This is a genomic window from Streptacidiphilus sp. MAP12-33 (assembly GCF_041261265.1).
Taxonomy (GTDB): Bacteria; Actinomycetota; Actinomycetes; order Streptomycetales; family Streptomycetaceae; genus Streptacidiphilus.
This window is the reverse complement of the sequence record NZ_JBGCCA010000010.1, coordinates 14,602-41,257: the sequence shown is the minus strand read 5'-3', so window position 1 is coordinate 41,257 and position 26,656 is coordinate 14,602. Positions and strand designations below refer to the sequence as shown.

Sequence of the window (26,656 nt, the reverse complement as noted above, 5' to 3'; positions counted from 1 at the left end):
CCGGTCGGCGCCCGCGCGGACAGCCTGCCCCACCTACACCGCGGTGAGGTGCTCGATCATCTGCTGCCGGACCCGATCGAGATGACGTGCCATCACCTCGGCGGCAAGGTCGCCCCGGCCCTCCGTGATCGCCTCGGTGAGCTGCTCGTGGTCGGCGATCGACGCCTCGGTGTGCGAGACCGGCACGTTGTGCCGACTGCGCAGCACGCTGATCTGCTGGTGCACCCGTTCCACCTGCTCGGCGATGCGGGGGCTGCGGGCCGCGTCGAGCAGCGCGTGGTGGAAGTCGAGGCTGCTGCGGTGGGCGTACCGGCGCCCGCCCGCCATCAGTGCCCGGGACTGTTCGCACGCCCGGCGCAGGGCGGTCACGTCCTCGGGCTCGCGCCGCGCGGCGGCCAGACGGACGGCGGCGGTCTCCAGCGCCGTCCGCAACTCGAAGAGCGCCTCCACCTCCTGCGGTCCGGCCTCGAAGACGACGGCGCCCTTGTTGGGCACGTGCACCAGGAGGCCCTCGCTGACGAGCTGCCGGATCGCCTCGCGCAGCGGACCGCGGCTGATGCCGAGCTCGCGGGCGACCTCCACCTCGTTGATCCGGCTCCCGGACGGCAGCTCGCCGGTGAGGATCCGCTCGCGGAGCGTCCGCACCAGTTGGACGGGCAGTCCGCGCTGGAGGGTGTCGGGCATGCGTGGCGTCCGTCCGTTCGGGGCTGACCGCTGCTCTCGCCCGGCCAGGGGAAGTATCCCACCCCGTGGTGGCCGTCGACGCGGGCCACGCCAAAGTGATAACTGTTGACACTTGGAATGTCGATTCGGCCGCCGGCCGACGAGAAGGGGAGTGCCCTGTGTACGAGATCGTGGCCGAGGTCCGGCGAGGCGACTTCCTGGAGTCCGTGCACCACGGGACGGTGCTGGCGACCGGACCGGGCGGGCGGACCGTCCTGGACGTCGGCGACACCGCTCGCCCGATGTTCCCCCGGTCGTCCAACAAGCCGCTCCAGGCCCTCGGGATGCTCCGCGCCGGACTCGACCTGGACGGCGAACTGCTGGCCCTGGCCTGCGCCAGCCACTCCGGCGAGGCCTTCCACCTCGACGGTGTCCGAGCGATCCTCGTGCGGGCCGGCCTGGACGCCGGCGCCCTGCGGTGCACAGCAGGACTGCCCATCGGGGAGGCCGCGCAGCGGGAGTACCTGGCGGCCGGGGGCGTCCCCACCCCGCTGACGATGAACTGCTCGGGCAAGCACGCCGCGATGCTCGCCACCTGCGTCGCCAACGGCTGGGACACCGCCGGCTACCTCGCCCCCGGCCATCCCCTGCAACTCGCCCTGCGCGAGACCGTCGAGGAACTGGCCGGGGAGAAGGTCGCCACGACCGGCGTGGACGGCTGCGGCGCGCCCCTGTTCGCCCTCGGCTACCGCGGCCTGGCCCGGGCGTTCGCCCGGCTGGCGACGGGCCGCGCCGGAACGCTGGAACACCGGGTCGGCCAGGCCATGAGCCGCCACGCCGAGTACGTCGGTGGGACCGGTCGGGACGTGACCCGGCTCATGCGGGCCCTGCCCGGGGCGGTGGCCAAGGACGGAGCGGAGGGCGTCTACGCCCTGGGGCTCCCGGACGGCTCCGCCGTCGCGCTGAAGATCGCGGACGGCTCCACCCGGGCCCGCGCCGTGGTGATGGTCGCGGCCCTGCGGCGCCTCGGGGTCCCGGTCGACGCCCACGAGACCCTCACCGAGCTGGCCACTGTGCCCGTCCTCGGGCACGGCGAGCCGGTCGGCGCGGTGCGCCCGGCCGCGATCCTGCTGGACCCCTCGCGGGCCTGAGCCGGGCGGCGTCAGTACGCGACGCCGACCACCGCGCGCTCGGTCTCCGGCATCCCCACGGTGCGCAGCATCAGATCCGCCACGTCGGCGCGGGAGACGGTGAGGCCGCGGCGCAGGTTGTGGCCGAGGGCGGTGCGGTAGGTCCCGGTGTGCGGCTTGTCGGTGAGGCGGGGCGGGCGGACGACCGTCCAGGCCAGGCGGCTGGCGCGGAGCTCGTCCTCCATGGCGGCCAGGTCGGCGTAGTGGTCCCGCAGGGCGCGCTTGACCACGGGGTTGAGCAGGTGGCGCATGGCGAAGCCGTCGCCCTCGTCGTAGCGGGGCGGGTTGGGGCGCGCCGGGGAGGGGACCGTGCCGATCGGCGCGGCGCTGACCACGACCAGGCGCGCCGTGCCGACCGCGTCCATCGCCGCGATCAGCGCGCGGGTGCCGCGCCGGGCCACGCCGTGGTCGGCCTTGGTGCGGGCGCCGAGCCCGGAGAGCACCGCGTCGGCACCCGCGACGGCGTCCCGCAGCGCGGCGGCCTGTGCCTCGTCGGTGGAGGAGAGGTCGACGGCGACGGCGTTCACCTCGACGTCGAGCCGGGCGGGGTTGCGGACCACGGCGGTGACCTCGTGTCCCGCCGCGAGCGACTGCGCCAGGATGTGCCGGCCGATGCCGCCCGTGGCGGCGACGATGGTGAGCTTCATGGGACTTCCCCTGCCGGAGTGTGGTGTGGGTAAGGTTCCTTTGTAAGCCATACTCTATGGGGACAATAACCTATGAGTTCCAAACTACCTAGGAGTGAGATGCGCGACGGCCGACGCGAGGTCCGCGAGGGACTGCGCGAACTGGGCGTCCAGCTCGCACAGCTCAACCGCCGCGTCGGCGGGCGCCTCGGCCTGCGCGACGCGGACCTGGACTGCCTGGACCTGATCAGCCGAATCGGCCCGGTCGGCGCCAGCCACCTCGCGAAGGCGGCGGGCCTGCACCCCGCGACGCTGACCGGCGTCCTCGACCGTCTGGAACGCGCGGGCTGGATCGTCCGCGAGCGCGACACCGAGGACCGCCGCGCGGTCCGGATCCGCGCCCTCCCCGACCGCGGCAAGGAGGTCCTGGCCCAGTTCGCGGGCATGAACGGCGCGGTCCAGGAGATCTGCTCCCGCTACGACGAGGCCCAGCTCTCGGTCATCGCCGACTTCCTGACCCGCGTGGCCGAGGCCGGCCGGGTCGAGGGCCTGGCCCTCGAGGAGAGGAACCAGTAGCTCCCATCTGTGGCGCGTCAGTGCACAATTGGCTGTCCATCGGAAAGGGGCGCCCGGCGATGACGGTGAAGGACGGACTCAGCCGCACCGCGGTGCTCGACGCCGCCGCCGACCTCGTGCGCGCCGGCGGCCCGGGGGCGCTGACGATGCGCCGGCTCGCCGCGGAGCTGGGCTGCGCGGTCACGGCGATCTACTGGCACGTCGGCAACCGCGAGGCCCTGCTGGACGAACTGGTCACCCGGACGGTCAAGGAGATGGGCGAGATCCGCGCCGAAGGCCGGACCCCGGCCGAGCGCGCCGAGTCCGTCGCGCTCGCCCTGCGCCGCAAGCTGCGGGCCCGCCCGCACCTGATCGCCCTGGTGCACGAGCGCGGCCTGACCGAGGTGATGATGCTGCCCGCGCAGCGCGCCCTCGTGCACGAGGCCCACGCCGCCGGGCTGCGCGGGGTGGCCGCCGCGGAGGCGGTGCGGGCCCTGCAGTTCCAGGTCGTGGGCTTCGTCCTGGTCGAACGCAACCGCGAACGTGCCCCCGCCCAGCACCCGGGCGAGCCCGACCTGTGGACCGCTGCCACGGCCGAGCAGGATCCCGCCCTGGCCTCGGCGTTCGCCGCCGCGCCGGATCTCGACGCCCTCTTCCGCGCCACGGTGCGCGGACTGGTCGCCTCCCTGTGGCGCACTCCGGTGGTCGGGCCGGTGGTCGGGCAGGTGGTCGACGGGGTGGCCGGAACGCTGCCCGGGGCCCGAGGATGACCGACCTCAGCTACGACGTGGACCCGGCGGACCCGGCGGGCGTTACGCCTCGTCCGCCGTCAGGTGCGCGGTGAAGCTGAACCGGTCGCCGCGGTAGAGCGAGCGCACGCACTCGACGGGCCGGCTGTCGCGGTCCCGGGTCACCCGGTTCAGCAGCAGCATCGGCAGCGCCGGGGTGGTGCCGATCAGCTGCACCTCGCGGGGGGAGGCCAGCACGGTCTCGATCCGCTCGTCCGCGTCGGCGAAGACCACACCCGCCGCGCGCAGGTACGCGTACAGGGAGGTGCGCGGGTCGAAGTCGTCCGCGAGCGCCGGGAACCGGTCCGCCGACAGGTAGGTGCTCTCCAGGCCGACCCGCTCGGCGTCCGCCAGCAGCACCCGCTCCAGATGGATGACCGGTGCGCCGACCGTCACCTGCAACCCCGCCGCGAGCGCCTCGTCTGCGGCGATCCGCTCGAACACCACCAGCTCACGTCCGGGGCTGCGCCCCTGTCGGCGCACCCCCTCGGTGTAGCTGGCGAGGATCAGCGGCTGCACCATCTTCGGCCCGGCCGCCACCGTCGACCGCCCGCTGCGCCGGACCCGCCCCTCGAGGCGCAGCTCGCGGATCGCCTGCCGCACCGTCATCCGCGACACGCCGAACCGCTCGGCGAACTCCCGCTCGGTGGGCAGCGGAGTGCCCTGCCCCAGCTCGTCGAGGACCGCGTCGATCTTCTGCTTCACCTGGAAGTACTTCGGCGGCCGCCCGTGCTCGGGCACGCCCGCCCGCACGGCGGACAACGTCGCGGGCGGATCCACGGGCGGATCCACGCGCGGTTCCGGCGGCGAGGGCACGGGCTGCGGTTCGACGGGCATGCTGCTCACGGCCGCGAGCCTAGCCGAGGCGTCCTCTCCTCTCCGCGCCACCCGTCCCGCGCCGCCGGAGCGCTGCGCGTCGCCCCGCGCGCCCTCCGGGTGCGCCCGCACCCCGGCAGGTCCCGCCCGACCCGCGCGGACGGCGTCGCCTCCGGCCCGGGTCGGGCGCCGATACTGGCGGAACCGGCAGACCCAGTGCAGGGAGGGAAGCCCACGATGCTGGCACCGGAGCAGTTCGCCGCCCGGCTCCCCAGGCACGTCATGTCGGCGTGCGTCCTGGTCACCGATCCGGCCGACCGCATTCTGATGCTGCACCAGGCGCACGGCTACCCCGGCCACCCGCCCTGGTGGCAACTGCCCGGCGGGCTCGCCGACCCGGACGAGCGGCCGCACCAGACCGCGGTGCGCGAGGCGTTCGAGGAGAGCGGGATCGCCCTGCCCCGGGTGCCGCGCCTGCGGGCCGTGGACTACCGCTCGCCGGCGGACGGCTGGCCGCCGGTCATCGACTTCTGCTTCGACGCCGGCCACGTCCCGCCGGACACCCCGGTCGTCCTGAGCTCCGAGCACGACCGCGCCGAGTGGCGCCCTTTCGCCGCCTGGCAGTCCCACCTCCAGCCCGAGCAGCGCGACTGGTTCGCCTCGGTCTGGCGCGCCCGCACGGCGGGGACAGTACTGCACCTGAACGACGGCAGGGAGCCGTAGCGCTGTGCGGGCCGGCTGACCCTGCGTCAACACCCCTGCGTGTCGATCACCCTCGTCTCCCCGCACCGCGCCCCCGGCCTGGTTCGTTGAGCGAAGGACGGCCGGACGGCCGGATGGCCGGCGGCGTGCGAGGGAGCGGTGCGGTGACGCTGGTGGAGCTGACGGGGCGGTCGTGTCTGGTGACCGGTGCGGCCAGCGGGATCGGGCGGGCGACGGCGGAGCTGTTCGTGCGGATGGGTGCCCTCGTCGTCGGCTCCGACGTGGACGAGGCGGGCCTGGCCCGGCTCGGCGAGCGGCTCGCCGCCGAGGAGGCGCCCGGGCGGCTGGTGCCCGTCGTGGGAGACGTGTCCGTCCCCGCGGACGGCCAGCGGATGGTGGACGCGGCGGTCGCGTCCTTCGGGCGGCTGGATGTCGCGGTGGCCAACGCCGGCATCCTCCCGCTCTCCGACGTGCTGGAGACCGGCCCCGAGGACTGGGACAGGGTGATGGCCGTCGACGGTCGCGGCATGTTCCTGACCTGCAAGTACGCCATCGAGGCCATGCTGTCGACCGGCGCGCCCGACGGCGGCGGCGCGATCGTCTGCGTCTCCTCGATCTCCGGCCTGGCCGGCCAGGCCCGGCAGGCCGCCTACGGTCCCGCCAAGTTCGTCGCCTCCGGTCTCACCATGCACCTGGCGGTGGAGTGGGCGCCCCGGGGCATCCGCGTCAACGCGGTCGCGCCCGGCACCATCACCACGGAGCGCGTCCGCGCCCTCCAGGACGAGCCGGGCGGCCCGGAGTACCTGGAGGAGATGGCCAGGGCCCACCCCCTCGGCCGTCTGGGCCGCCCCGAGGAGGTCGCCCGCGCCATCGCCTTCCTCGCCTCGGACGCGGCCTCGTTCGTCACCGGCGTCGTCCTGCCCGTGGACGGCGGCTACCTGGCCCGCTGAGCGGCGGCGCCGCCCGACCCCTTCCGGTCCTGAGATACTGACCTGCAGGGACGAGGAATCGGAGACGGGCGCGATGGACAAGGCGGGGACGCCGGGCAGGCCCACGGAACTGATCGAGTACGAGATGATGGTGCTCGGCCGGCACGTCCACATGGGTGCGCCGAGCAAGCGCACCAGCGCGAACCTGGAGCGCAGCGCGTACATCCTGCTCAGCCGCCTCCAGGGCCAGGGGCCCATGTCCATCGGCCAGCTGAGCGAGGCCTTCGGCCTGAACGCCTCCACCCTCAACCGCCAGACCGCCGCGCTGGTCGCGGCAGGCCTCGCCGAGCGCATCCCGGACATGGACGGCGGCATGGCCCGCAAGTTCCGCATCACCGCCGAGGGCACCCGCCGCCTGGACGAGGCCCGCGCCGAACTGGTCTCCGGCCTCGACAAGGTCCTCGCGAGCTGGGACCCGGCGGACGCCGCCGCGTTCGCGGACTATCTCAAGCGCTTCAACGCCTCCATCGAGCACATCGACGGCCGCCCCTGGCCCCGCCCGTAGACCGACCGCGCCAGCCAGTGTGCCGTGGCTGCCCGGGCCCGCCGGTGGTGATCAACCCTGCCGGTGGGTCACCACCCCGTCCGACATGGTCAGCGCGACCGGAGCCTCGGCCAGTTCGTCCGGGTCCGCCGTGAGCGGGTCGAGCGTGAACGCGGTGAGGTCGGCGCGCAGGCCCGGGGCGATGCGGCCGGTCGTCTCCGCCTCGCCCGCCGCGATCGCGGCGTGGGTGGTGAAGCCCTCCAGCGCCATCAGCGGGGTGAGCGCCTGGTCCACGGCGACGGGCGGGGTGTCGGTGCCCGCGTGACGGCGCAACTGCGCGTAGGCGAGGATGCCGCGCGCGTCGAAGTGGGCGATCGGCCAGTCCGAGCCGAGCGCCAGGACCGCGCCCGCGTCGCGCAGGCTGCGGCAGATCCAGGCGCGCTCAGCTCGCTCGGTGCCGAGCCGCTGGGACCACTGGTCGGTGTGGTCGGCCCGGGTGTACGCGGAGTGCGTGGGCTGCATCGAGGCGATCACGCCGGCCTCGCGGAAGCGGGCGGCCTGGGCGTAGGGGAGGGTCTCGATGTGCTCGACGCGGTGCCGCATCCGCCCCTCCGTGCCCAGCGCGGCGACGGTGTCGAGGACGTGGCGGACGCCCGCGTCGCCGATGGCGTGGGTGGCCGTGCGCACGCCCGCGGCGTGCAGGTGGTGCACGGCCTCGGAGTAGGCGGCCGGGTCGAGCCAGAAGCTGTCTCGGCTCTGGCCGTGGCAGTCCGGGTGCTCCAGCCACGCGGTGCCGCCCTCGACGGTGCCGTCCATGAAGAACTTCACGCCGCCGACCAGCCAGTTGCGGCCCGCCTCGCGCTGAAGCGCGATCAGCTCGGCCAGTCCCTCCTTGTCGGTCCCCGGCATGCACCACGGGGCCAGCCGCAGGCGCAACGGCAGCGGCCGCTCCGCCTCGACGCCGCGCAGCAGCTCCAGCACGTCGCCGCCCGCGTCCATCACGTGCGCGCCGGTCAGGCCGGTCGCGGCCATGCCGGACAGCAGCGCGAGCAGCGCCTCGCGGCGCTCGGCGAGCGGGCGGCGCGGCATGACGTCGACGACCAGGTCCATCGCGGCGTGCTCGATCAGGTGGCCGGTCGGGGTGCCGTCCGGCTCGCAGACGACCAGCGCGCGCTGCGCGAACGCGCGCGGTCCGTCGACGCCGGCCAGGCGCAGCGCCGCTCCGCTGGCCAGGGCGGAGTGGCCGTCGTAGAGGCGGACGAACGCGGGGGTGTCCGGGCCGAGCACCGCCTCCAGGAGCTCGCGGTGGACGGGTCGGCCGCCGAAGACGTTGTGGTCGAGGCCCCAGCCGATCACCCACCCGTCCGTGCGCGGCGCGGCGGCGAGCGCGGCGCGCAGGCCGTCCAGGTCGCGGACGGCGCTCAGGTCGGCGCCGGTGGCGAGGTCGAGGCCGAGTACCGGGTGGCTGTGACCGTCGGTCAGGCCCGGCGTGAGGGTGGCGTCGCCGAGGTCGATCACCTCGGTGTCCTTGCCGCGCCACGCCCGCGCCTGCGCGGCGTCGCCGACCGCCGTGATCAGGCCGTCCTTGACGGCCACGGCCGTGACGGGCGAGCCGGGGGCAGGGTCGGGGGAGAGGGTGTGGATCCGTGCGGCGAGGACGACGGTGTCGGGCGCGGAGGACAAGGGTGTCTCCTTGGGTGAGGGAAGGCTGGGGAGAGGGCGGCTCAGGAGGTCGCGGCGGGTTCGGCCTCGGGGGCGGGCGCGGCGTCGGGTGCGGTCTCCTCGGTGGGTTCCGCCGCGAAGCGCGCGTACACCCCGGGCCGCCCCGCGCGCACCCGCAGCGCGTAGCCCAGGCCCAGCGCGAACGCCGCCGGGACGATCAGGACGAGTGTCAGGTTCACCGTCGCGGAGGCGCCGGTCAGCAGGCCGACGTTCGCGATCACCAGCCACAGCGCGGCACCCAGCAGCAGCGTCGCGACGGCGGGGGCGACGACGGTGCGCAGGACGCCCTCGCCGTGGGTGACGCGCCGGAAGTAGAGCGGCACGGCCACGGCCGCCAGCAGTTGCAGCGCGACCAGGGCGAGCATGCCGGGGGTGTTCACCCACAGCAGCAGCTGCGTGTAGGGGTCGGCCCCGGCGACGGCGAAGGCCACGACGACCACGACGGCGAGCACGCTCTGGGCGACACCGGCGACGTAGGGGGAGCGGTGCCTCGGGTGGATCCGCCCGAGCGCGGCGGGCAGCACGCCCTCCTCGGCCATGGCCAGGCCGTAGCGGTTGGTGGCGTTGTGGAAGGCGAGCAGCGAGGCGAGCAGGCTGGTGACGATCAGCACGTGCATCACGTCGGCGGCCCAGGGGCCGACGTAGCTGCCGATGGCGGAGAAGAACAGGCCTGTCGGGTCCTTGGCGGCGGCCGCCACCACGTCCTTGTCGCCGTAGGCCTGGATGATGGTCCACACGATGAAGGCGTAGAACAGGCCCAGGAACGCGACGGCGATGTAGGTGGCGCGCGGGATGGTCCGGGCCGGGTCCTTGGCCTCGCGCCGGTAGATCACGGTCGACTCGAACCCGGTGAAGGCGGCGAACGCCATCGCCAGCACGCCCGGCATGCCGCCGGCGCTGATCCGGCTCGGCGCGAAGGAGCTCAGCGAGAGGCCGTGGGCGCCGCCCTTGGCCAGTACGGCCACGGCGAGCAGGACGAGGATCGCGGTCTCGGAGAGCAGCAGCACGCCCAGCACCTTGGCCCCGAAGTCGATCGACCGGTACCCGCCGAACCAGATCACCGCGACGCCGAGCAGGGCCAGGACCGGCCAGGGCACGTTCCAGCCGACGAGTGACCGCAGGGTGTCGTGCGTGGCGGAGCCGAGCAGGCCGTAGACGCCGATGTTCATCGCCAGATAGCCGAGCAGGGCGAGCAGCGCCGCGCCGAAGCCGGCCGGACGGCCGAGCCCGCGGGTGATGTAGGCGTAGAAGCCGCCGCCGTGCCGGACGTGCCGGCTCATGGTGGTGAAGCCGACGGCGAAGACCGCGAGCGTGATGCCCGCCGCGAGATAGGCGGCGGGCGCCCCGATCCCGCCGACCAGCAGCGCCAGCGGGGCGACGCCCGCCATGACGGTCAGCGGGGCGGCGGCGGAGACGACGAAGAAGGCGATGTCGGCGGTACCGAGGGTGCCCCGGCGCAGGGTCGGTGCCGGGGGCGGTGTTGTGTCGGTCATGGGGGTGGTGCCTGCCTTTCTGCGGCGACAGCCATAAACCTAAAGGCTGATGGTTTCGGCACCTTAGACCGCGCGGCTACCCTCTGGGAAGACCCGAATCTCTCGATCACGCGGAGGGGATCCGCCATGGGGCGCCCCAGCAAGGCCCTGCTCGACCGGGAGCGGATCGCCGCGACCGCGCTCGACCTCGTCGACGCGGAGGGCGACTTCAGCGTGCCCAAGATCGCCCGTCGGCTCGGCGTGCAGACCGCCTCCGTCTACCACCACGTCGAGGGCCGCGCCGGGATCGTCGAACTGCTGCGGGTCCGCATCGCCGAGGACATCGACGCCACGACGCTCGACCTCCGGCCGTGGGACGCCGCGTTGGAGGCCTGGGCCCGCAGTTACCGCGCGGCGTTCGCCGCGCACCCGCGCGCCATCCCGCTGCTGACGACCTCCCAGATCAACGCGCCGGAGGTGCTGGCGCAGTACGAGCGCGGCGTGGCCGTGCTGTTGGCCGCGGGGTTCGCACTCCCGTCGGTGATGCCGGTGATCACGGCCCTGGAGAACATCGTCCTCGGCTCCGCGCTGGACCTGGCGGCACCGGAGGTCATGTGGGAGCCGGCCCCGGACGGCTCCACGCCGCTGCTGGCCCAGGCGCTCTCGGCCGCGCCGGGCCCTGGCCGTGCCGACCAGGCTTTCGAGATCGCGTTGCAGGCGTTCCTCGATCACGTCAGAGGGACGTTGCACTCACCCCAGGGGCGCGGGGAACTGCGCGAGTAGCCACCGGCGTGCGGATGCCCCGCGCGTTGCTGACCATCCGCATGTGGGTGGCTACTCGCGCAGTTCCCCGCGCCCCTGGGTAGTGCAACTGCCTGGAGGAGCAGATCCGAAACGGAGTTGCCCATGCTGGACGCCACTGACGCGGCACTCGTTGCCGCGCTGCAGCGGGATGGACGCGTCAGTTTCCAGGAGCTCGCCGTGCAGACGGGCATCTCCCGGGAGGCCGCGCGGGCGCGCGTGACGCGGTTGCTGGAGCGGCGGGAGGTGCGGGTCGTCGGGATCGTCGCACCGGACGTGCTGGGGCTCGGCGCGCTCGCGCACGTCTCGGTGGAGGTGGCCGGCGACAGTGCCGTGGTCGCGCGGGCGCTCGCCGGGCGGGACGCGGTGATGTTCCTGTCCCGCACCGCCGGCCGGCGCCAGCTCGTCGCGGACATGCGGGCCCGGGACGCGGCCGCGCTGGACGGCGAGCTGACGGCGATCCGGGCCGTGCCCGGTGTGCGCGGGATCGAGGTGTTCCGCTGCGTCGAGCTGGTCAAGGACGCGTACTCCTCGGCGGGTCCCGAAGTGCCGCCCCGCTCGTCCGCGGCCGCGCCGCCGGACGACCGGGACCGCGCGCTGCTCGCGCTGCTCCAACGCGACGGGCGGATGAGCTACACCGATCTCGCCGAGCGCGTCGGCCTCTCCCAGGCGGCCACCCGGGCGCGCGTGCTGCGGTTGATCGAGTCGCGCGCGGTGCACGTGACGGGCCTGGTCGCCTCCGCCGCGGTCGGAGTGCGGGAGGCCGCCGGGATCGGGCTGGGCGTCGACGGCGCCGCCGCGCCCGTCGCGCGCGCCGCCGCCGCGCTGGAGGGCGTCAACTTCGTCATGACCGGCCACGGCCGGTTCGACCTGGTCTGCGGCGTGGACGCGCCGGACCGTGGGCGGCTGCTGGACACCCTGGAGCGGCTGCGCGCGCTGCGCGGCGTGGTGCGCTCGGAGAGCTGGGTCCACCTGGAGATCGCAAAGGAGGACTACGCCCAGATTTCGCCGGTCTGACGGGCCCTTCCATGGCAGTGGAGCGGGGCGGCAAATGAATCGCCCAAGTCATGGCTGTCGACCTGCAAATCCATCTCTGACCAGCCTTGACGCCGTCTTTTCGCCTGCCCTCTAATGGCCGGACCACCCCGTCCGCGTCCAGCAGAGAGCCCGATACGGATGACGTCCCCCAGCCCCACCTCACCCCCTGCCGCCGCCGCGGAACTGCCGAGATCCCTCGGCGTCTTCGGCGCGGTCATGCTGACGCTCTCCTGCGTCACCCCCGCCTCCTCGCTCTTCATCGTCGTCCCGCCGCTGCTCATGACGCTCGGCAGCGGAACGGTCCAGGCCCTCGTCATCGCCGCCGTGCTCTCGCTCGGCGTCGGCCTCTGCTACGCCGAGCTCGGCACGCTGGTGCCGAGCGCCGGCGGCGAGTACTCGATCGTCGGACAGCTGCTCGGCCGGATGACCGGCTGGCTGGTCTTCGTCATCTCGATCGTCTCGCTGGTGGTGATCCCGCCGATCATCGCGCTGGGCACCTCCGCCTACATCGGCTCGATCGTCCACGTCGACGCCCGCTACGCGGGCGCGGTGGTCATGCTGATCTCGGTCTGCGTCGGCGTGCTGGACATCAAGTCGAACGCCCTGATCACCGGCATCTTCCTCGGCATCGAGGTGCTCGCCGCCGGGCTGGTCAGCGTGCTCGGCTTCGCGCACGCCAAGCAGCCGCTGTCCTCGCTGCTGCACGCGGGCGTCCCCGACGGCCACGGTCACACCTCACCGCTGACCGTCGCCCTGCTGGTCTCCGGCCTCGCGGTCGCGCTGTTCACCTACAACGGCTTCGGCACCGCGATCTACCTCTCCGAGGACCTGGTCGACCCGCGCCGTTCGGTGGCCCGCACCGTGCTGTGGTCGCTGCTGGCCGGTGTCGTCGTCATCACCGTCCCAGTGACCGCGATCTGTCTGGGCGTCAGCTCGCCCGACCAGCTCGCCGCGGGTGACCTCGTCGCGATCGTCGACTCCTGGGCGGGCACCGGCGTCGGCACCTTCGTCAGCCTGTGCATCGCCGCCGCGATCCTCAACGCCGTCATCGTCATGGTGCTGCAGAACGGCCGCGTGCTCTTCGCCTCCGCCCGCGACCGCACCTGGCCCGACCCGGTCAACCGCGCGCTCGGACGGATCCACCCGCGCTGGGGCTCGCCGTGGGTCGCCACCCTGGGCATCGGGCTGCCGGGCGTCGTCCTCGCACTCGCCGTCGACATCAACCAGCTGCTCGGCTTCACCGGAGTCGTCGTCGCCGTCATCTACCTGCTGCTGGGCGTCGCGGCGCTCACCGCGCGCACCCGGCGTCACCGCGCCACCCGCGCCTGGCGGATGCCGCTGTGGCCGGTGGCGCCGGTGGTCACCGTCGCCTCGCTGGCCTACGTGCTCACCCAGCAGACCGCGCACGACCTGATCATCACCGGTGTGGTGCTGGCTGTCGGAGCCCTCTACTGGCTCTGCTACCTGCGCCCCCGTGCCGCCACCCACTGGCAGCTCAGCCTCCCCGCCGACGAGCGCCCGGCGGAGGCCGACGCCCCCGCAGCCGCCGGCCCGCTCACCGCAAGCACCGCCAGCACCGCACGCTCGGAGTTCCTGTGATCCGCCACGCCGACCTGATCGTCCACAACGCCCACGTCCACACCGTCGACCCGGACCTGCCGCGCGCCGAGGCCGTCGCCGTCCGCGACGGCGAGATCGCCTGGGTCGGCGCCGAGGACGGCTGGACCGCCTGGCGCGGTCCGCAGACCGAGGTGGTCGACGCCCGCGGCCGGCTGCTGCTGCCCGGGTTCGTCGACGCCCACAACCACGTGCGCCTCGGCTCCGACTCCGCCTGCGTCCAGCTCGCGGGCGCCCGCACGCTGGAGGAGATCGGCGCCCGGATCTCGGCCTGGCTGGGGGCGAACCCGGACGCCGAGTGGGTCGAGGCCGAGGCCTTCGACTACTCCGCGATCCCCGACGGCCGGATGCCCACCGCCGCCGACCTCGACGCGTTCACCGGCGACCTCCCGGCCTTCGTGCTCAGCTACGACGTCCACACCGCGTGGCTCAACACCGCCGCCCTGCGCCGCCTCGGGATCGACGCGAGCGTCGAGCAGACCCCTTACGGCACTGTGGCCAAGCACCTGGAGACCGGCGAGCCGACCGGTTTCCTGACCGACTTCGCCGTCCGCGGCCTCTCCCGCGAGGGACACCGCGCCCTGCGCGCGGCGGGCGTGCCGTGGGCGCACCCGGACCGGCAGTACCGACGGCTGTGCGGCAGCCTGGACATGGCGGCGGAGTACGGGATCACCACCGTCGTCGAGCCGCAGAACTCCCTCGACGACCTGGAGCTGTTCGAGCGGGCGGAGGCCGAGGGCCGGCTGCGGTCCCGGTTGGTGGCGGCGCTCTTCCACCCCCGCGGCACGGGCGAGGCGGACCTCGCCGAGTTCGCCGCGGCTGCCCGCCGCCACGACGGCGACCGGATGCGGGTCGGCCCTCTCAAGCTCTACATCGACGACGTCGTCGAGCCGCACACGGCGGCGCTGCTGGAGCCGTACGCGGGCCACGCCCACCACCGGGGCGAGACCTTCTACCCTCCGGCCGAGTTCGCGGAGACCGTCGCCGCGCTGGACGCGGCGGGCTTCCAGCTCTTCGTCCACGCCACGGGAGACCGCGGGATCCGCACCGTGCTCGACGCCTTCGAGTACGCCCGCACGGTCAACGGCCCGCGCGACGCCCGCCACCAGGTCGTCCACGTCGAGTGCCTGGACCCGGCCGACGTGCCGCGCTTCGCGCAGCTCGACGTCGTCGCCTGCATGCAGCCCCGGCACTGCGCGCCGGACATCGCGGGGCCGGGCCAGGACTGGGCCGAGGCGGTCGGCAAGGAGCGCTGGACCAAGGCGTGGCCGATGCGGACGCTGCGCGACTCGGGTGCGCGGCTGGCCTTCTCCAGCGACTGGAACGTGGCGGAGATGGACCCGATGGTGGGCCTGTTCACCGCCGTCACCCGCCAGGGCCTGACCGGCGGTCCGGCGTGGATGCCGGACGAGACCGTCGACCTGGCCACTGCGATCCACGGCTACACCATGGGCAGCGCCTGGGCCAACCACCTGGAGCGGCGCCTCGGTTCGGTGACCGTGGGCAAGCAGGCCGACCTCGTGCTGCTCTCCCGGGACCTCTTCGCGATCGAGGACCCGCGCGAGATCCTGGACACCGTGGTGGACCTGTCCACGGTGGGTGGCGAGGTCGTCGTGCGGCGCGCCTGACGCGCTCTTCTCACCAGGTCCAACGGCGGGGATCCAACGACTCGTTCCCGATCCGCCTGTGACGTTCCCCTTGCCGTCCCACCCTGTCGCCGCACCCGCTGACCTCGGCATACTCCACCACCGGACACATCGACGGTGAGGGGACGCAGTGGTCGGCGCGGCGGCGGCAGGAACGTGGAAGCTCGGGGATCTGGAGGTGAACCGCGTCGGCTACGGCGCGATGCGGCTGACCGGCAACGGCATGCTGGGCAATTCGGACGGCACGTCGATCGACCGCGAGCACGCGGTCCGCCTCCTGCACCGCGCCTTCGAGCAGGGGGTGAACCACCTCGACACCGCCGCGTTCTACTTCTCGCCGATCCGCTCGGCGAACGAGCTGATCAACCGGGCGCTCGCCACCTGGCCGGGCCGCGACGAGATCGTCGTGACCACCAAGGTCTGGCCGGGCCGGGACGCCGCGGGCGAGTGGTACTGGGGCCGACCGGACCAGTTGCGCGGCCAGGTCGAGGAGAACCTGCGCCAGCTGGGCCGGGACCACCTCGACGTGGTGAACCTGCGCCGGAACTTCGCGGATTCGATCGCCGAGCACTTCGGCGTGCTGGCCGACCTGCGCGAGGCCGGCCTGATCCGGCACCTCGGGATCTCCAACGTCAAGCCGAAGCATGTGGCCGAGGCCCAGGCCATCGCCCCGGTGGTCTGCGTGCAGAACTCCTACAGCCTGGACTGGCGGCGCGCCGACGAGTCCGGGATGGTCGACCTGTGCCGGGACCAGGGCATCGCCTTCGTCCCGTATTTCGCCGTCGCGGGCCTGCGCCGCGAGGCGGCCGTGACCGAGGAGCAGGACGCCCGCGTCCTGACCGTCGCCCGCGCCCACGGGGTGACGCCGGCCCAGGTGCGCCTCGCCTGGACGCTGCACCGCGGCCCGCACGTCCTCGCCATCCCCGGCACCACGAGCCTCGCCCACCTCGACGAGAACATCGCCGCGGGCGCACTCCACCTGAGCGTGGAGGACCTGGCCCTGCTCGGTCAGGCCTGACGCGAGCCGGGCTGAGCCCGGCGCCCCGTCAGACCGCGGCCGGGACGGCGGCGGCCGCCTCCCGCGCGGTCGCCGCCTCGGTCAGGGCGGCATCGATCCGGGCGTTGCTGGTGAAGCGCGCCGCGACGACCACCATGGTGCCCAGCACCCCCGCGCCGAACAGGAACGGAGCACGCAGCCCGGCCACGGTGGCCAGCCAGCCGCCGAACAGGGCCCCGGCCGGGCCCGCGCTGCGCGAGAGCAGGCGGGACGCGGCGGTCACCCGTCCCATCAACGCGTCGGGGACGATCGCCTGCCGGGTCGAGCCGCCGAGCACGATGGTGGCGCCCATGGCCGCGCCCAGCACCGCGAACCCGGCTCCCGCTGCGATCGCGCCCGGTGCCAGCCCGATCCCGAGCAGGGCCACCGCCTCGACCGCCGCCGTCAGCGTCAGCGTCCCGCCGGTGCCGAAGCGTGCCGAGAGCCGGCCCGCGAGCAGCGTGCCGGACAGGCCGCCGACCGCCTCGGCGGTCAGGAACACGCCGTAGAGGGCGGGGGCCAGATGCAGGGTGTCGTGCACGTAGAGGGCCAGCACGGCTCCCACGCCCACGAAGGCGAAGTTGCCGACGGCGGGCCGCAGCGCCAGGCCCAGCAGCAGGCGGTGCCGCAGCAGGTAGAGCGCGCCCTCGCGGGCCTCCGCGAGGACGGAGGCGCGCTCGGCCGGACGCGGCCTGGCGGGCGTGGGCGGCAGGGAACGGATCATCAGCGCGCTGAAGAGGAACGTCGCGGCGTCGACGACGATCGGCACCGCCCGCCCGAGCGCGAAGAGGAAGCCGCCGACCGGTGGGCCGACGAAGCCCTCGGCCACTTGACCGGCGCCCTGGAGGCGGGAGTTGGCCCGCTGGAGGGCCACCGGTTCGCGCCCGAGCAGAGTGGGGAGGTAGGCGCCGGAGGCGCTGTCGAAGAAGATCTGGCCGATGCCGAGCAGGAACGCGGTCGCGCACAGGACCGTGATGCTCGCCGCGCCGAGGGCCGCGACGACCCCGAAGGCGACCATCAGCGCGAACCGGGCGGCGTCGGTCACCCACAGCACCCGGCGGCGGTCCCAACGGTCCACCAGGGTGCCGCCGATCAGGCCGAGGAAGAGCCACGGCAGCAGCGCACAGGCCTCGACGGTACTGAAGACCATCGGATCGTGCGTCAGCCCGAGGGCCAGCAGCGGGAGCGCGGTGTAGTAGATGCCGTCGCCGAGGGAGGAGACACCGGAGGCGGCCCATATCCGGTGGAACGAGGGCGGGAGCGGAGCCTTGCGCACGGTCATGCGTCCTCGTCCTCGTTCTCGGGCGTGGTGCCGGTGGTCCCGGTGCGCTCCGCGGCCAGCGGGTCGTTGGGCCGGTAGAAGGCCATCAGCAGGTCGGCGGCCGCCTCGCCCGGATCGCTGATCGAGGCCAACTCCTCGACCAGTGCCCTGAGTCTGTCGTTGAACTCGGCGAAGGCCGCGTGGCTGAGCCGCACGTGCTTGAGCGAGACGAAGCGCTGCTCCACGTTCGGGGAGGACTCCATGTCCGCCAGCGCGTGGCGGACCAGGTGCTCGGTCGTGTCCCCGGCCGCCCGGGGCAGCTTGATCGCTTTGGCGACGATCGCGTAGTAGCGCTCGGTCACCCCGCGGACCTGGCGGGTCTCCACGACGTGGATCAGCCCCGCCTTGGCCAGCACCTTGACGTGGTGGTTCGAGCTGCCCTTGGCGATGCCGAGCCGCTCGGCGATCTGGGTGATGGTCGCCGGGCCGTCGCGCAGCACGCGCAGCACCCGGTGGCGGGCGAGGCTGCCGACGGCGCGGAGCTGCTCGTCGGTCTCGACCTCGAAGACGTCTGGTTCATCGGTCACAGCGACTATGGTCAAGCATTCTTGACCGCCAGTCAAGAACTCTTGACCATTCCGCTCGGGATCAGGCTCGGCTCAGCCCTGCGGGATCAGGCTCGGCTCAGCCCTGGGCGCGCTCCAGGAGTCCGCGGACGTAGGCCGCCTGGCCCGCGTGCTGGAGGTCGTCGCAGACCACGCTGATCAGCCGCACCGCCGCCGTGACCGGCGGGTTCCAGCGGGTGTCGACGATCCGGTCGAGGTGCGCGATGCCCGGCCCGGCCAGGAACGACAGCGTCGCGGCGTGCACGGCGTCGTGGTACCCCAGCAGCAGCTCCGCGCCGATCCCGTGGACCGCGCCGACCTGACGCGCGCTGTGACCGTAGCCGGTCGCCCCGGGCCCGAACGGCAGGCCGAAGCGCTCGTGCCACCCCTGCTCGGTCCACACCTGCGGGCCCTGGGCGAGGTCGGCGATGTGGTCGTCCTGAATCCGGGTCAGGTGCCAGACCAGCCAGGCGATCGAGTTCGCCCCGGGGTCCGGCCGGTAGGCGAGCTGTTCGGGGGTGAGGTTGTCGACACTCTCGTGGACGACCTCCCTGACCCGGTCGAAGGCGTCGGTGAGCAGTTCGGTCGCGATGGTCAACGTTCTCTCCCGTCAGCCGGGCCCGTCCCCCGGAGCGACCATAGCCCGGGGTGACCGTGTGCGCGCGGCCGGTTGGGCCGGATCGGCGGGCCGCGCGTCCCGGGTGAGCCGGAGGTGTGCGGCGGCCAGCACCACGCACAGCCCGGCGGTCGTCGACCAGAGCGTGGTCGTGCCCGCGTGTGCGAGCAACTGGGTGCCGAGCACCGGCGCGAGCGTCGCCGCGACGCCCCAGCTGGTGCCGAAGACGGCGAGGTGGCGGCCGCTCGCGCCGGGCGGAGCGAGGTCGGCGACCAGGGCGTAGGCGCGGCCCATGACGATCAGGTCCCCCACGCTCCAGACGGCGGACGCGGCCACGAGCGCGGGCAGGGAACGCGCGACGGCGTAACCGGCGAGCCCGCCGGCCAGCAGCAGATGGGCCAGGGCCAGGGCGACGCCGGGGCGCAGTCGCGTCAGGCGGCGTGCGCGGACCAGCGGCTGGGCGAGCACCGTGGTCAGGCCGGCGGCGGTGAAGAGCAGTCCGGCGTCCGCGGCCGGGTGGCCCTGGCGGGCCAGTGCGAGCGGCAGTGACATCACGGTCTGCTGGTTGACCAGGGCGTAGGCGGTGCCCAGGGCGAGGAGGCTCAGCAGTGCGCGGTCGTGCAGCGGGCTGGTGCCACAGGTGTCGGCGCGTCGCCCCGGCGGTTTGTCGCGGGGGAGCGCCAGCCGGACGAAGAGCGCGCAGAGCAGGCAGGTGACGGCGTCGGCGACGAACAGCAGACGCAGATCCCAGCGGCCGAGCAGCGCGGCGATCAGCCCGGCGCCGATCGCCCCGGCGGCGAGTGCGCCGCTGAACAGGCTGAACGCCCGCACCCGCTGTGCCGCCGGCACCACCTCGGCGATGATCGCCTGGCTCGGCGGCTCGTACAGCTCGAAGGCCAGCCCGAGCAGCACGGCGCCGACCACCGTCCAGGTCAGCGACGCCGCGAGGGCGATCGACAGCTGCGCGACGGCGCACCCGCACAGCCCCAGCACGATCGTCGTGCGCGCCCCGACCCGGTCGGCGAGCCGGCCGCCTGCGAGCCGGGAGGGGATGGTCGCCAGCCCGAAGGCCGCGGTGACCAGTCCGGCCGTGGTCAGGCTCGCGCCGTGGGCGGTGTGGACCAGTGCGGTCAGGAACGGCAGCGAGAAGGCGCCGAGCCGGTTGACCACGCGGGCGAGCAGCAGCAGGCGCACCGTACGGGGGAGCGGCTCGGGACCTCGCACGGCATGCCTTCCGTCACTGGTGAATCGAGTATGGTCAGTGACAAGGACGGTAGATCGGCGAGAGGTAACTGGTCAAGTGTTGTTCGACAGTCACATGCGCACCTTGCTGGACGCCTCGGTCGCCCTCGTCAACGCCCTCACCGACGGCGAGGCGCGCGGCCGCGACTACCTCGCCCCGGTCGGCACCGAGCGCGTCGGCGCGGTCCGCGCCGTCCTGAACGCCGGTCCCGACCTCGGCCGCGACGCCGCCGACCGCCTCGCCGCCACCGCCCACGCGCTGCGCACCGTCTTCGAGGCCGTCGCCGCCGACCGCCTCGACGACGCGGCCCACGCGCTGAACGCGCTGCTGCGCGACACCGGAGCCCGACCGCAACTCGACCGCGCCCCCGGCGAGCCCTGGCAGGTCCACTTCCACGGCGCCGACGACTCCTACGCCGTCGGCTGGAGCGCCGGCTGCGCTACCGGCCTCGCCATGGCCGTCGGTGGCGACTACGCCGGCCGCCTCGGGCTCTGTGCGGCACCGCGCTGCGACCGCGTCTATGTCGACACCTCCCGTAACGCCGGCCGCCAGTTCTGCTCGACGGCCTGCCAGAACCGCGTCAAGGCCGCCACCTTCCGCGCCCGCCGCGCCGGCTGATGCCGCCGGAAGTCGCTCGTCCCGGTCCCGGCGCTCATGTCAGGATTCCCGGCATGACTGCTCGTGCCTTGAGCTTCGGCGCGATCGCCGAAGCCTACGAACGCTTCCGTCCGGGATACCCCGACCAGCTCCTCGGCCTGGTGGTGGGGTACGCGGGCGGGCCGGTGGGGACCGCGCTGGAGATCGGCGCGGGCACGGGCAAGGCGACCCGCCTGTTCGCCGCCCACGGGATCGCGGTCACCGCGACGGAGCCGGACGAGGCCATGCTCACCGAGCTGCGCAGGGCGGTTCCGGACGTGCGCACCGTCCGGGCCGGGTTCGAGGACCTGGAACCCGGCGACACCTACCAGCTGGTCTACGCGGCGGCGGCCCTGCACTGGACCCGCCCGGACGGCCGGTGGCCCCGCGTCGCCTCGCTCCTGGAGCCGGGCGGGGTCTTCGCCTCGTTCGGCGGGCCGTTCGAACTGGCCGACCCGGCCCTCGCGCAGGCCGTGCGGGCGGCACGGGCGCCCTTCCTGGAGAGCGACGACATCCCCTCGCCCGACGGGACCGATCCGGCGGCACCGATGCAGTGGCCGGGCACGGAGCTCCAGCACTCCGCGCTCTTCTGCGACGTGCGGCAGTCGGTCATCGAGCGGCGGGTGACCATGCCCGCGGCCGACTACCTCGGCCACCTGTCCACCGTCTCGGCCTACCTCCAACTGCCGCCCACCGTCCGGGAGCAGGCGTTCGGCGCGATCGCCGCAGTGCTGCCCGAGACGGTCGAGCTGACGGCCGACCTGACCGTCCACCTCGCCCGGCGCCGCGACGCGTAGCGCCTGTCCTGCGGGCTCACCCGACCGTCGGCCGGGCGACGGCTGTCGCCGTGCGGCCCCGACCGCAGTGGTGGGCGACGGTGTCCGCGAAGGCGAGCGCCAACGGGGAGAGGGCGTCCCAGCGTCGGGCCGCCCAGCCCGCGGTGAGGGCGGGGAGCGCCGGGAGGGGGATCAGGCGCAGGTCCGGATGGTCGGGACCCAGCCAGGCGGGCAGGACGGGGACGACCGCGTGACCGAGCCCCAGTTCGGCCAGCAGGATCGCGGTGTCCCAGTCGGCGACACTCGTGTCGAAGACGGGCGTGATGCCGGATTCCGTCAGCCAGGCGCCGAGTTGGCGACGGGAGGTGGAGTTCCTGGGGAGCCCGATCAGCCGGGCGTCCTGGAGGTCGCCCGGGTCGACGGACGCCCTGCCGGCCAGCGGATCGGTCGCACAGACGGCCAGCGCCCAGGGCAGTTGGACGACGGCGCGCTGTTCGACGGTGCCGGGTGCGGGGCCGAGAGTGATCCACGCGAGGTCGACGCCGCCCGCTGCGAGCGCGTCGAAACAGCCGCGGCTCGAGGTCTCGGTCTGGAACTCCAGGCCGGCCCGGGGAAAGCGCCGACGGAAGTCGGCGACGGCCGCGGACATGAAGTGCCGGACCGTCGTGGCCCCGGTGGTGACCCGCACCGTTCCCGCGTCGCCCTGCGTCAGCTCGTCGAGCCGGCGCAGCGCGTCGTCGATGCCCCCCAGGCCCTCGGTGACCGCCGCCTGCAGCAGGCGTCCGGCGGGAGTCGGCGCGACCCCTCGGGTGTGTCGTTCGAGCAGGGTCTGACCCACCTCCCGCTCCAGCCGCTTGACGTGCTGGCTGACGGCGGACTGCGTGCAGGACAGCTCGCGGGCGGCCGCGCTGAGCGAGCCGGTCCGGCAGACGGCGGTGAAGACACGGAGGTCGTCCAAGGTCATGGTGATCCAAGGTATTGCTTGGATCTGTGCCAGCAAACCCCTGGATTGACTTGGGTTTCCCGGATGCTCGACGATCGTCGCAGGGCCCAGGGCGGCAACCCGCCCGCCGGCTCCACCCGTTCCGGACGCGGTGGATCCATGGCGGGTGGGTGCCGACCCGTCCGGCGCGTCAGGAGGCGCGATGCACCAGTCCACCCCCGCCGCCACGGAGTTCCTGCGGCAGCGCGGCGCGGCGCGACTGCCGCACCCCGGCGGCACCCTGCTGACCCACCTCCTGCGCGTCGCGCGGCTGCTCGACGCGTGGGGTGCGGATCCGGACGTGCAGATCGCGGGCCTGTGCCACGCGGCCTACGGGACCGACGGGTTCGACCAGGCGCTGGTCGAACCGGCCGAGCGCGAGCTGCTCGTGGAGCTCATCGGCGAGCGGGCCGAGGCGCTCGTCCGCCTCTACGCGGGCTGCGACCGCGGCTTCGTGTATCCGCAGGTGGGCGGCGGGCGGCCGGTCGTCTTCCGCGACCGGTTCACCGGCCGCGAGTTCGTCCCGGCCGAGCCGGAGCTGCGGGGGTTCTGGGGGATCACCGCCGCCAACGAACTCGACGTGCTCGCGCACAACCCCGAGCTGGCCGACCGCTACGGATCGGCCCTGTGCGGGCTGTTCGCCCGCGCGGGCGAGCTGCTCCCGGCCCCGGCCCGGGAGGCCTGGGCCCGACAGCTCGGCGCCCCGGACGGGCCCTGCGCCCGCTGAGCCTTCGTCAGTCGGTCCCGGTCTGCCCGCGCAGCCGTGCCAGCGTCGCGTCGAGCCAACCGAGCTCCGCCGCGCTGGTCGCGCGGGCGATGGTGAGCAGGCCCTGGCGGAAGGGGTCGTCGAGCTCCTCGGCGCCGAGCGGGCGGTCGCCCTCGTAGAAGAAGCTGCTCGGCTCGCGCAGGAACGCGAGGCGGCGGTCGAGGACGGCGGCCTGGTCGGCGGGGGAGTCCAGGTGACGCAGGAAGGCCAGGACGGTGAACCAGTGGTTCTCGTCGCTGATCTCCACCCCGTCGGCCTCGCGCAGGCGGCGCCGCAGCTCGGCGCGGCCCGGCGCGGTGAGGGTGAGGGTGTGGCGCGGGGCGGCCCGGGTGCCGGGTTCCGTCTGGCGGGTGAGCCAACCCGCCTTCTCCAGGCGCTTGATCGCCGGATAGAGCGTGCCGTCGGCGATCGGCCGGACATGGCCGGTCAGATGCGCCACGCGCCGCTTCAGCTCGTAGCCGTGCAACGGCAGCTCGTAGAGGAAACCCAGGATCGCCAACTCCAGCACGGGAGTATTCTGCCTCATGGTCGCTATACATCGATCTCTTAGTATAGTCTTCACGAGGTAATAACGAGGCCATGAGGCCGAGAACGCCGACAGACGTGGGGGAGCCGTGCGCGACGCAGCCGTGACCGCCAAGGACGACCGGATCCGCTGGATCGAACTCCCGGGGAGCACCGAGAGCCGCCCCCGGGTCTACCTGCACGGGCTCGGCGCGTCCTCCGGGCCGATGTTCACGGCCGCTGCGGTCCATCCGGCGCTGGCCGGCCCCCGCGCCCTCCTGCTGGACCTGCTCGGCTTCGGCATCAGCGACCGCCCTGAGGACTTCCCGTATACGCTGGAGGCGCACGCCGACGCGGTCGCCGTCGCGCTCGAGGCGGCCGGCGTCACCTCCGCCGACGTCGTCGCCCACAGCATGGGCGGCTCCGTCGCGATCGTGCTGGCGCACCGCCACCCCTCGCTGGTCACGCGCCTGGTGCTCGTCGATGCCAACCTCGACGCCCAGGTCCCCGATCGTGGACGCCCGGGCTCCAGCGGGATCGCCACCTACACGGAGGAGGAGTTCCTGGCCGGCGGCCACCGTGAGGTCCGCGACCGTGTCGGCCCGCACTGGTGGGCCACGATGCGGCTGGCCGGACGGGTCGGCCTGCACCGCAGTGCGGTGGCACTGGCCCGGGGGAGCGAGCCGGTCATGCGGGAGCTGCTGCTCGGGCTCCGCGTGCCGCGGACGTTCCTGTACCCGGAGGCGGACGGCGCGCCGGGCCGCGCGGAGGAGCTCACCGCGGCCGGGGTCTCGCTGGTGGCGGTCCCCGACTGCGGGCACAACATCATGCTCGACAACCGCGAGGCGTTCGTCCGGGCGACGGCGGGGGCCCTGCGCGAGCCCCGCGGCTGAGCCGCGGCCCTGAAGACGCCGAGGGGGCACGAGGCGTGACGCCTCGTGCCCCCTCGGCGGGAAGCAGATCCCGGTCAGGTGGCCGCGTCCGCCACGGGCGCCTGCTCCGGCTCAGCGCCTGACTCCGCCGCGGCCTGGACGCCGCCCTTGAGGCCGACCAGCGCGACCAGCGCGGCGAGGGCCATCAGTCCGGACATGATGTAGAAGACGTACTGCACGCCGTGCGCGAAGTCCTGCTGGATGAAGAGCGGGATCTTGGCCGAGGAGCCGCTGCCCGAGCCGCCGCCGCTGTTGAAGGCGCTGGTGCCCGCGGCCGCCGCGTTGTTCGCCGCGGCGCGCGGCACACCCTGCTGGACCAGCGAGTCCGCGACCTTGGACTGGAAGATCGAGATCATCACCGTGCCGAGCACGGCGAAGCTGAGGCTGGAGGCGTAGTTGCGGACCGTCTGGGTGATACCCGTCGCCTCGCCGTAGGAGAGGCTGGAGGCGCGGTTGACGGCGTCGGTGTTCGACGGGCCGACCATCATGCCCATGCCCGCGCCGGAGACGACGATGGGCCAGGTGAGCTGGCTCATGTCGAGCGCGGTGACCTTGCTCGCCCACAGGTAGAACCCGACCGCGGCGATCACCGAGCCCATGAAGACCGGACGCTTCGCGCCGACCTTGTCCAGCAGCCGGCCGCCGATCTGCGAGGTGACCATGAAGCCGAGGAAGAAGTAGAGCAGCGTGATGCCGGACTTCTGGGTGTTCTGGCCCAGCGAGACGGCCGCGTACTCGCTGGCGAAGAAGAACATCGGCAGGAAGACCGCCATGGAGATGCCCAGGATCAGGCACTGCACCAGGAACGCCCGGTTGCTGAAGATCGCCACGTCGATCAGCGGCGCGGTCCGCCCGCGCTCGTAGCGGAAGAAGACCACCAGCAGCGCCGCGCCCGCCGCGATGGACAGGCCGATCGCCGGGTTGTGCCAGCCCCAGATGTGCGACTGCTGGAATCCGAAGACGCTCAGCGCCACACCGACCGCAATGAGCGCCAGGCCGACCCAGTCGATGGGCGCCGGGCGGTACTTGGTCTGCGGGCGGGCGATCGCGATCAGCAGCAGCGAGATGAGGGCGACCGGGATGTTGACCCAGAAGATGCCGCGCCAGGTCCACTCGGTCAGGTAGCCGCCCAGCACCGGGCCGACGGCGGTCAGGCCGCCCGCGATGCCGAAGAACAGCGCGAGCGCGCGCCCGCGCGAGCGCAGGTCGAAGGTGTTGACGACGATCGCCAGCGCGGCGGGGTACATCAGCGCGCCGCCGAGGCCCTGCACCGCGCGGAAGACGATGATCCACGCCTGCGCGAGCGAGCCGTTCGGCGTGAGCCCGCACAGGGCGGACGCGCCGGCGAAGACGACGACGCCGATGACGACCATGCGGGTGTGGCCCAGCGTGTCGGACAGGCGCCCGCCGAGGGCGAAGAAGGCGGCCATGGCCAGCAGGTAGGAGGTGATGGCCCACTGCACGCCGGTGCCGCTCAGGTGCAGCTCGGACTGGATCTTCGGTGCGGCGATCGACACGATGGTCTGGTCGATGAAGGTCATCGCCACGGCGCAGATCATGGCGGCGAGGACGAGACCCTTACGTCCTCCGGCGGATGATGATCCCGCGTCAGAATTGAAGCCGGTGGTGGCACTCATGCCCGTCGTTCCCCCTGGATGTTTCGTTTCGGCGCGCAGACCCTAGCACCAGGTACGTACCCCGCGGGAGCGCGCGACGCGCGGGTCATGGCCTGCGTACCGGCTGACACGTGCTGCCCGGGCGAGACTGCCCCCATGACCCACGCCGCCGGTAGCAACCCCCGTGTCCGCCGCGTCTACGACCCACCGGAGCCGGACGACGGCGCGCGCGTTCTCGTCGACCGCCTGTGGCCCCGCGGCCTGGCCAAGGCCGACGCGGAGCTGGACGACTGGCCCAAGGCGCTCACCCCCTCGACGGAGCTGCGCCGTTGGTACCACGCCACCGACCAGGACGAGGCCGCGTACGCGCGGTTTCGCACGCGCTATCTGACGGAGCTCGCGGAACCCGAGGCGGCGGCTGCGCTCGCCGCGCTGGCGGAGCGCGTCGCGGCGGGCCCGGTCACGTTGCTGACGGCGTCGAAGTATCCGGAACGCAGCCACGCGTCGGTGCTGCGGGAGCGTCTTGCCTGAGTAATCCAGCAGAAGAGGTTCCGCTCCGTCATGTGGGACGCCT

At 73.5% G+C, this 26,656-nt stretch carries 28 protein-coding genes; 16 read left to right on the top strand and 12 right to left on the bottom strand.

The annotated features are described in order from the left end of the window. Positions 1 to 33: 33 nt before the first annotated feature. Positions 34 to 684 carry a GntR family transcriptional regulator gene (locus ABH931_RS12250; protein ID WP_370112412.1) on the bottom strand — a complete coding sequence of 217 codons (651 nt, stop codon included), beginning with the start codon at positions 682 to 684 and terminating at the stop codon, positions 34 to 36. A gap of 158 nt (positions 685 to 842) precedes the next feature. Between ABH931_RS12250 and ABH931_RS12245 the strand changes: the two genes are divergently transcribed. Then, positions 843 to 1,814 (top strand): asparaginase, encoded by a 972-nt coding sequence (locus ABH931_RS12245; RefSeq protein ID WP_370112411.1) that lies wholly within the window; start codon positions 843 to 845, stop codon positions 1,812 to 1,814. Between the two features lie 11 nt (positions 1,815 to 1,825). Here the strand turns inward: ABH931_RS12245 and ABH931_RS12240 are convergent, their stop codons facing one another. Continuing rightward, positions 1,826 to 2,500 (bottom strand): NAD(P)-dependent oxidoreductase, encoded by a 675-nt coding sequence (locus tag ABH931_RS12240; RefSeq protein WP_370112410.1) that lies wholly within the window; start codon positions 2,498 to 2,500, stop codon positions 1,826 to 1,828. A 99-nt stretch (positions 2,501 to 2,599) separates the two neighbouring features. On the opposite strand from ABH931_RS12240, the gene ABH931_RS12235 reads away from it, so the two are divergent. After that, positions 2,600 to 3,055 (top strand): MarR family transcriptional regulator, encoded by a 456-nt coding sequence (locus ABH931_RS12235; protein WP_370112409.1) that lies wholly within the window; start codon positions 2,600 to 2,602, stop codon positions 3,053 to 3,055. Between the two features lie 59 nt (positions 3,056 to 3,114). Then, positions 3,115 to 3,804 carry a TetR/AcrR family transcriptional regulator gene (locus ABH931_RS12230; RefSeq protein WP_370112408.1) on the top strand — a complete coding sequence of 230 codons (690 nt, stop codon included), beginning with the start codon at positions 3,115 to 3,117 and terminating at the stop codon, positions 3,802 to 3,804. 42 nt (positions 3,805 to 3,846) lie between these two features. Here ABH931_RS12230 and ABH931_RS12225 read toward each other — a convergent pair whose 3' ends face one another. Then, complete coding sequence (locus ABH931_RS12225; RefSeq protein WP_370112604.1) at positions 3,847 to 4,614, bottom strand: GntR family transcriptional regulator; 768 nt, start codon at positions 4,612 to 4,614, stop codon at positions 3,847 to 3,849. 261 nt (positions 4,615 to 4,875) lie between these two features. On the opposite strand from ABH931_RS12225, the gene ABH931_RS12220 reads away from it, so the two are divergent. The 3 genes from ABH931_RS12220 (at position 4,876) to ABH931_RS12210 (ending at position 6,834) form a co-directional block, all read left to right on the top strand. Further along, positions 4,876 to 5,361: an NUDIX domain-containing protein gene (locus ABH931_RS12220; protein ID WP_370112407.1), complete on the top strand. Its 486-nt coding sequence runs from the start codon at positions 4,876 to 4,878 to the stop codon at positions 5,359 to 5,361. Between the two features lie 143 nt (positions 5,362 to 5,504). After that, the gene (locus ABH931_RS12215; protein ID WP_370112406.1) at positions 5,505 to 6,290 is read left to right on the top strand and encodes an SDR family NAD(P)-dependent oxidoreductase; all 786 of its coding nucleotides are present in this window, start codon (positions 5,505 to 5,507) and stop codon (positions 6,288 to 6,290) included. A gap of 73 nt (positions 6,291 to 6,363) precedes the next feature. Next, positions 6,364 to 6,834: a MarR family winged helix-turn-helix transcriptional regulator gene (locus ABH931_RS12210; RefSeq protein ID WP_370112405.1), complete on the top strand. Its 471-nt coding sequence runs from the start codon at positions 6,364 to 6,366 to the stop codon at positions 6,832 to 6,834. Positions 6,835 to 6,885: 51 nt separating this feature from the next. Here the strand turns inward: ABH931_RS12210 and ABH931_RS12205 are convergent, their stop codons facing one another. Together ABH931_RS12205 and ABH931_RS12200 are read right to left on the bottom strand one after the other, a co-directional pair. Then, positions 6,886 to 8,496 carry an amidohydrolase gene (locus tag ABH931_RS12205; RefSeq protein ID WP_370112404.1) on the bottom strand — a complete coding sequence of 537 codons (1,611 nt, stop codon included), beginning with the start codon at positions 8,494 to 8,496 and terminating at the stop codon, positions 6,886 to 6,888. 41 nt (positions 8,497 to 8,537) lie between these two features. Next, positions 8,538 to 10,028: an APC family permease gene (locus ABH931_RS12200; protein ID WP_370112403.1), complete on the bottom strand. Its 1,491-nt coding sequence runs from the start codon at positions 10,026 to 10,028 to the stop codon at positions 8,538 to 8,540. A gap of 126 nt (positions 10,029 to 10,154) precedes the next feature. Here ABH931_RS12200 and ABH931_RS12195 point away from each other — a divergent pair, with 126 nt between their 5' ends. From ABH931_RS12195 to ABH931_RS12175, 5 genes are all read left to right on the top strand, one after another. Continuing rightward, positions 10,155 to 10,790 carry a TetR/AcrR family transcriptional regulator gene (locus ABH931_RS12195; RefSeq protein WP_370112402.1) on the top strand — a complete coding sequence of 212 codons (636 nt, stop codon included), beginning with the start codon at positions 10,155 to 10,157 and terminating at the stop codon, positions 10,788 to 10,790. A gap of 123 nt (positions 10,791 to 10,913) precedes the next feature. Next, positions 10,914 to 11,825: an Lrp/AsnC family transcriptional regulator gene (locus ABH931_RS12190; protein WP_370112401.1), complete on the top strand. Its 912-nt coding sequence runs from the start codon at positions 10,914 to 10,916 to the stop codon at positions 11,823 to 11,825. Positions 11,826 to 11,984: 159 nt separating this feature from the next. Further along, positions 11,985 to 13,445 (top strand): APC family permease, encoded by a 1,461-nt coding sequence (locus ABH931_RS12185; protein WP_370112400.1) that lies wholly within the window; start codon positions 11,985 to 11,987, stop codon positions 13,443 to 13,445. Beyond that, positions 13,442 to 15,091, top strand: coding sequence for an amidohydrolase (locus ABH931_RS12180; protein ID WP_370112399.1), 1,650 nt, complete (start codon positions 13,442 to 13,444; stop codon positions 15,089 to 15,091). Before ABH931_RS12185 ends, ABH931_RS12180 begins: the two co-directional genes overlap by 4 nt. 196 nt (positions 15,092 to 15,287) lie before the next feature. After that, positions 15,288 to 16,127 (top strand): aldo/keto reductase, encoded by an 840-nt coding sequence (locus ABH931_RS12175; RefSeq protein WP_370112398.1) that lies wholly within the window; start codon positions 15,288 to 15,290, stop codon positions 16,125 to 16,127. A gap of 28 nt (positions 16,128 to 16,155) precedes the next feature. Here the strand turns inward: ABH931_RS12175 and ABH931_RS12170 are convergent, their stop codons facing one another. From ABH931_RS12170 to ABH931_RS12155, 4 genes are all read right to left on the bottom strand, one after another. Next, positions 16,156 to 17,427 carry an MFS transporter gene (locus ABH931_RS12170; protein ID WP_370112397.1) on the bottom strand — a complete coding sequence of 424 codons (1,272 nt, stop codon included), beginning with the start codon at positions 17,425 to 17,427 and terminating at the stop codon, positions 16,156 to 16,158. Then, a complete protein-coding gene (locus ABH931_RS12165; protein WP_370112396.1) occupies positions 17,424 to 17,993 on the bottom strand; it encodes a helix-turn-helix domain-containing protein in 570 nt (189 codons plus the stop codon). Before ABH931_RS12165 ends, ABH931_RS12170 begins: the two co-directional genes overlap by 4 nt. Positions 17,994 to 18,090: 97 nt before the next feature. Continuing rightward, positions 18,091 to 18,609 carry a DUF664 domain-containing protein gene (locus ABH931_RS12160; protein WP_370112395.1) on the bottom strand — a complete coding sequence of 173 codons (519 nt, stop codon included), beginning with the start codon at positions 18,607 to 18,609 and terminating at the stop codon, positions 18,091 to 18,093. Positions 18,610 to 18,621: 12 nt separating this feature from the next. Continuing rightward, positions 18,622 to 19,851, bottom strand: a complete 1,230-nt coding sequence (locus tag ABH931_RS12155) for an MFS transporter (RefSeq protein ID WP_370112394.1) — start codon at positions 19,849 to 19,851, stop codon at positions 18,622 to 18,624. A 94-nt stretch (positions 19,852 to 19,945) separates the two neighbouring features. Between ABH931_RS12155 and ABH931_RS12150 the strand changes: the two genes are divergently transcribed. Beyond that, positions 19,946 to 20,488, top strand: coding sequence for a CGNR zinc finger domain-containing protein (locus ABH931_RS12150; protein WP_370112393.1), 543 nt, complete (start codon positions 19,946 to 19,948; stop codon positions 20,486 to 20,488). A gap of 53 nt (positions 20,489 to 20,541) precedes the next feature. Beyond that, the gene (locus ABH931_RS12145) at positions 20,542 to 21,303 is read left to right on the top strand and encodes a trans-aconitate 2-methyltransferase (RefSeq protein ID WP_370112392.1); all 762 of its coding nucleotides are present in this window, start codon (positions 20,542 to 20,544) and stop codon (positions 21,301 to 21,303) included. Positions 21,304 to 21,319: 16 nt separating this feature from the next. Here the strand turns inward: ABH931_RS12145 and ABH931_RS12140 are convergent, their stop codons facing one another. After that, on the bottom strand, positions 21,320 to 22,246 hold the full coding sequence (locus ABH931_RS12140) for a LysR family transcriptional regulator (protein WP_370112391.1): 927 nt from the start codon (positions 22,244 to 22,246) through the stop codon (positions 21,320 to 21,322). Positions 22,247 to 22,427: 181 nt separating this feature from the next. Between ABH931_RS12140 and ABH931_RS12135 the strand changes: the two genes are divergently transcribed. After that, positions 22,428 to 22,991 carry a DUF6817 domain-containing protein gene (locus ABH931_RS12135; RefSeq protein ID WP_370112390.1) on the top strand — a complete coding sequence of 188 codons (564 nt, stop codon included), beginning with the start codon at positions 22,428 to 22,430 and terminating at the stop codon, positions 22,989 to 22,991. A gap of 7 nt (positions 22,992 to 22,998) precedes the next feature. Here the strand turns inward: ABH931_RS12135 and ABH931_RS12130 are convergent, their stop codons facing one another. Then, complete coding sequence (locus ABH931_RS12130) at positions 22,999 to 23,538, bottom strand: PadR family transcriptional regulator (protein WP_370112389.1); 540 nt, start codon at positions 23,536 to 23,538, stop codon at positions 22,999 to 23,001. Between the two features lie 106 nt (positions 23,539 to 23,644). On the opposite strand from ABH931_RS12130, the gene ABH931_RS12125 reads away from it, so the two are divergent. After that, positions 23,645 to 24,427, top strand: coding sequence for an alpha/beta fold hydrolase (locus tag ABH931_RS12125; protein WP_370112388.1), 783 nt, complete (start codon positions 23,645 to 23,647; stop codon positions 24,425 to 24,427). 74 nt (positions 24,428 to 24,501) lie between these two features. On the opposite strand, the gene ABH931_RS12120 is transcribed toward ABH931_RS12125, so the two are convergent. Then, the gene (locus tag ABH931_RS12120; RefSeq protein ID WP_370112387.1) at positions 24,502 to 26,103 is read right to left on the bottom strand and encodes an MFS transporter; all 1,602 of its coding nucleotides are present in this window, start codon (positions 26,101 to 26,103) and stop codon (positions 24,502 to 24,504) included. Between the two features lie 135 nt (positions 26,104 to 26,238). Here ABH931_RS12120 and ABH931_RS12115 point away from each other — a divergent pair, with 135 nt between their 5' ends. Then, a complete protein-coding gene (locus ABH931_RS12115; RefSeq protein ID WP_370112386.1) occupies positions 26,239 to 26,613 on the top strand; it encodes a DUF488 domain-containing protein in 375 nt (124 codons plus the stop codon). Positions 26,614 to 26,656: the final 43 nt, after the last annotated feature.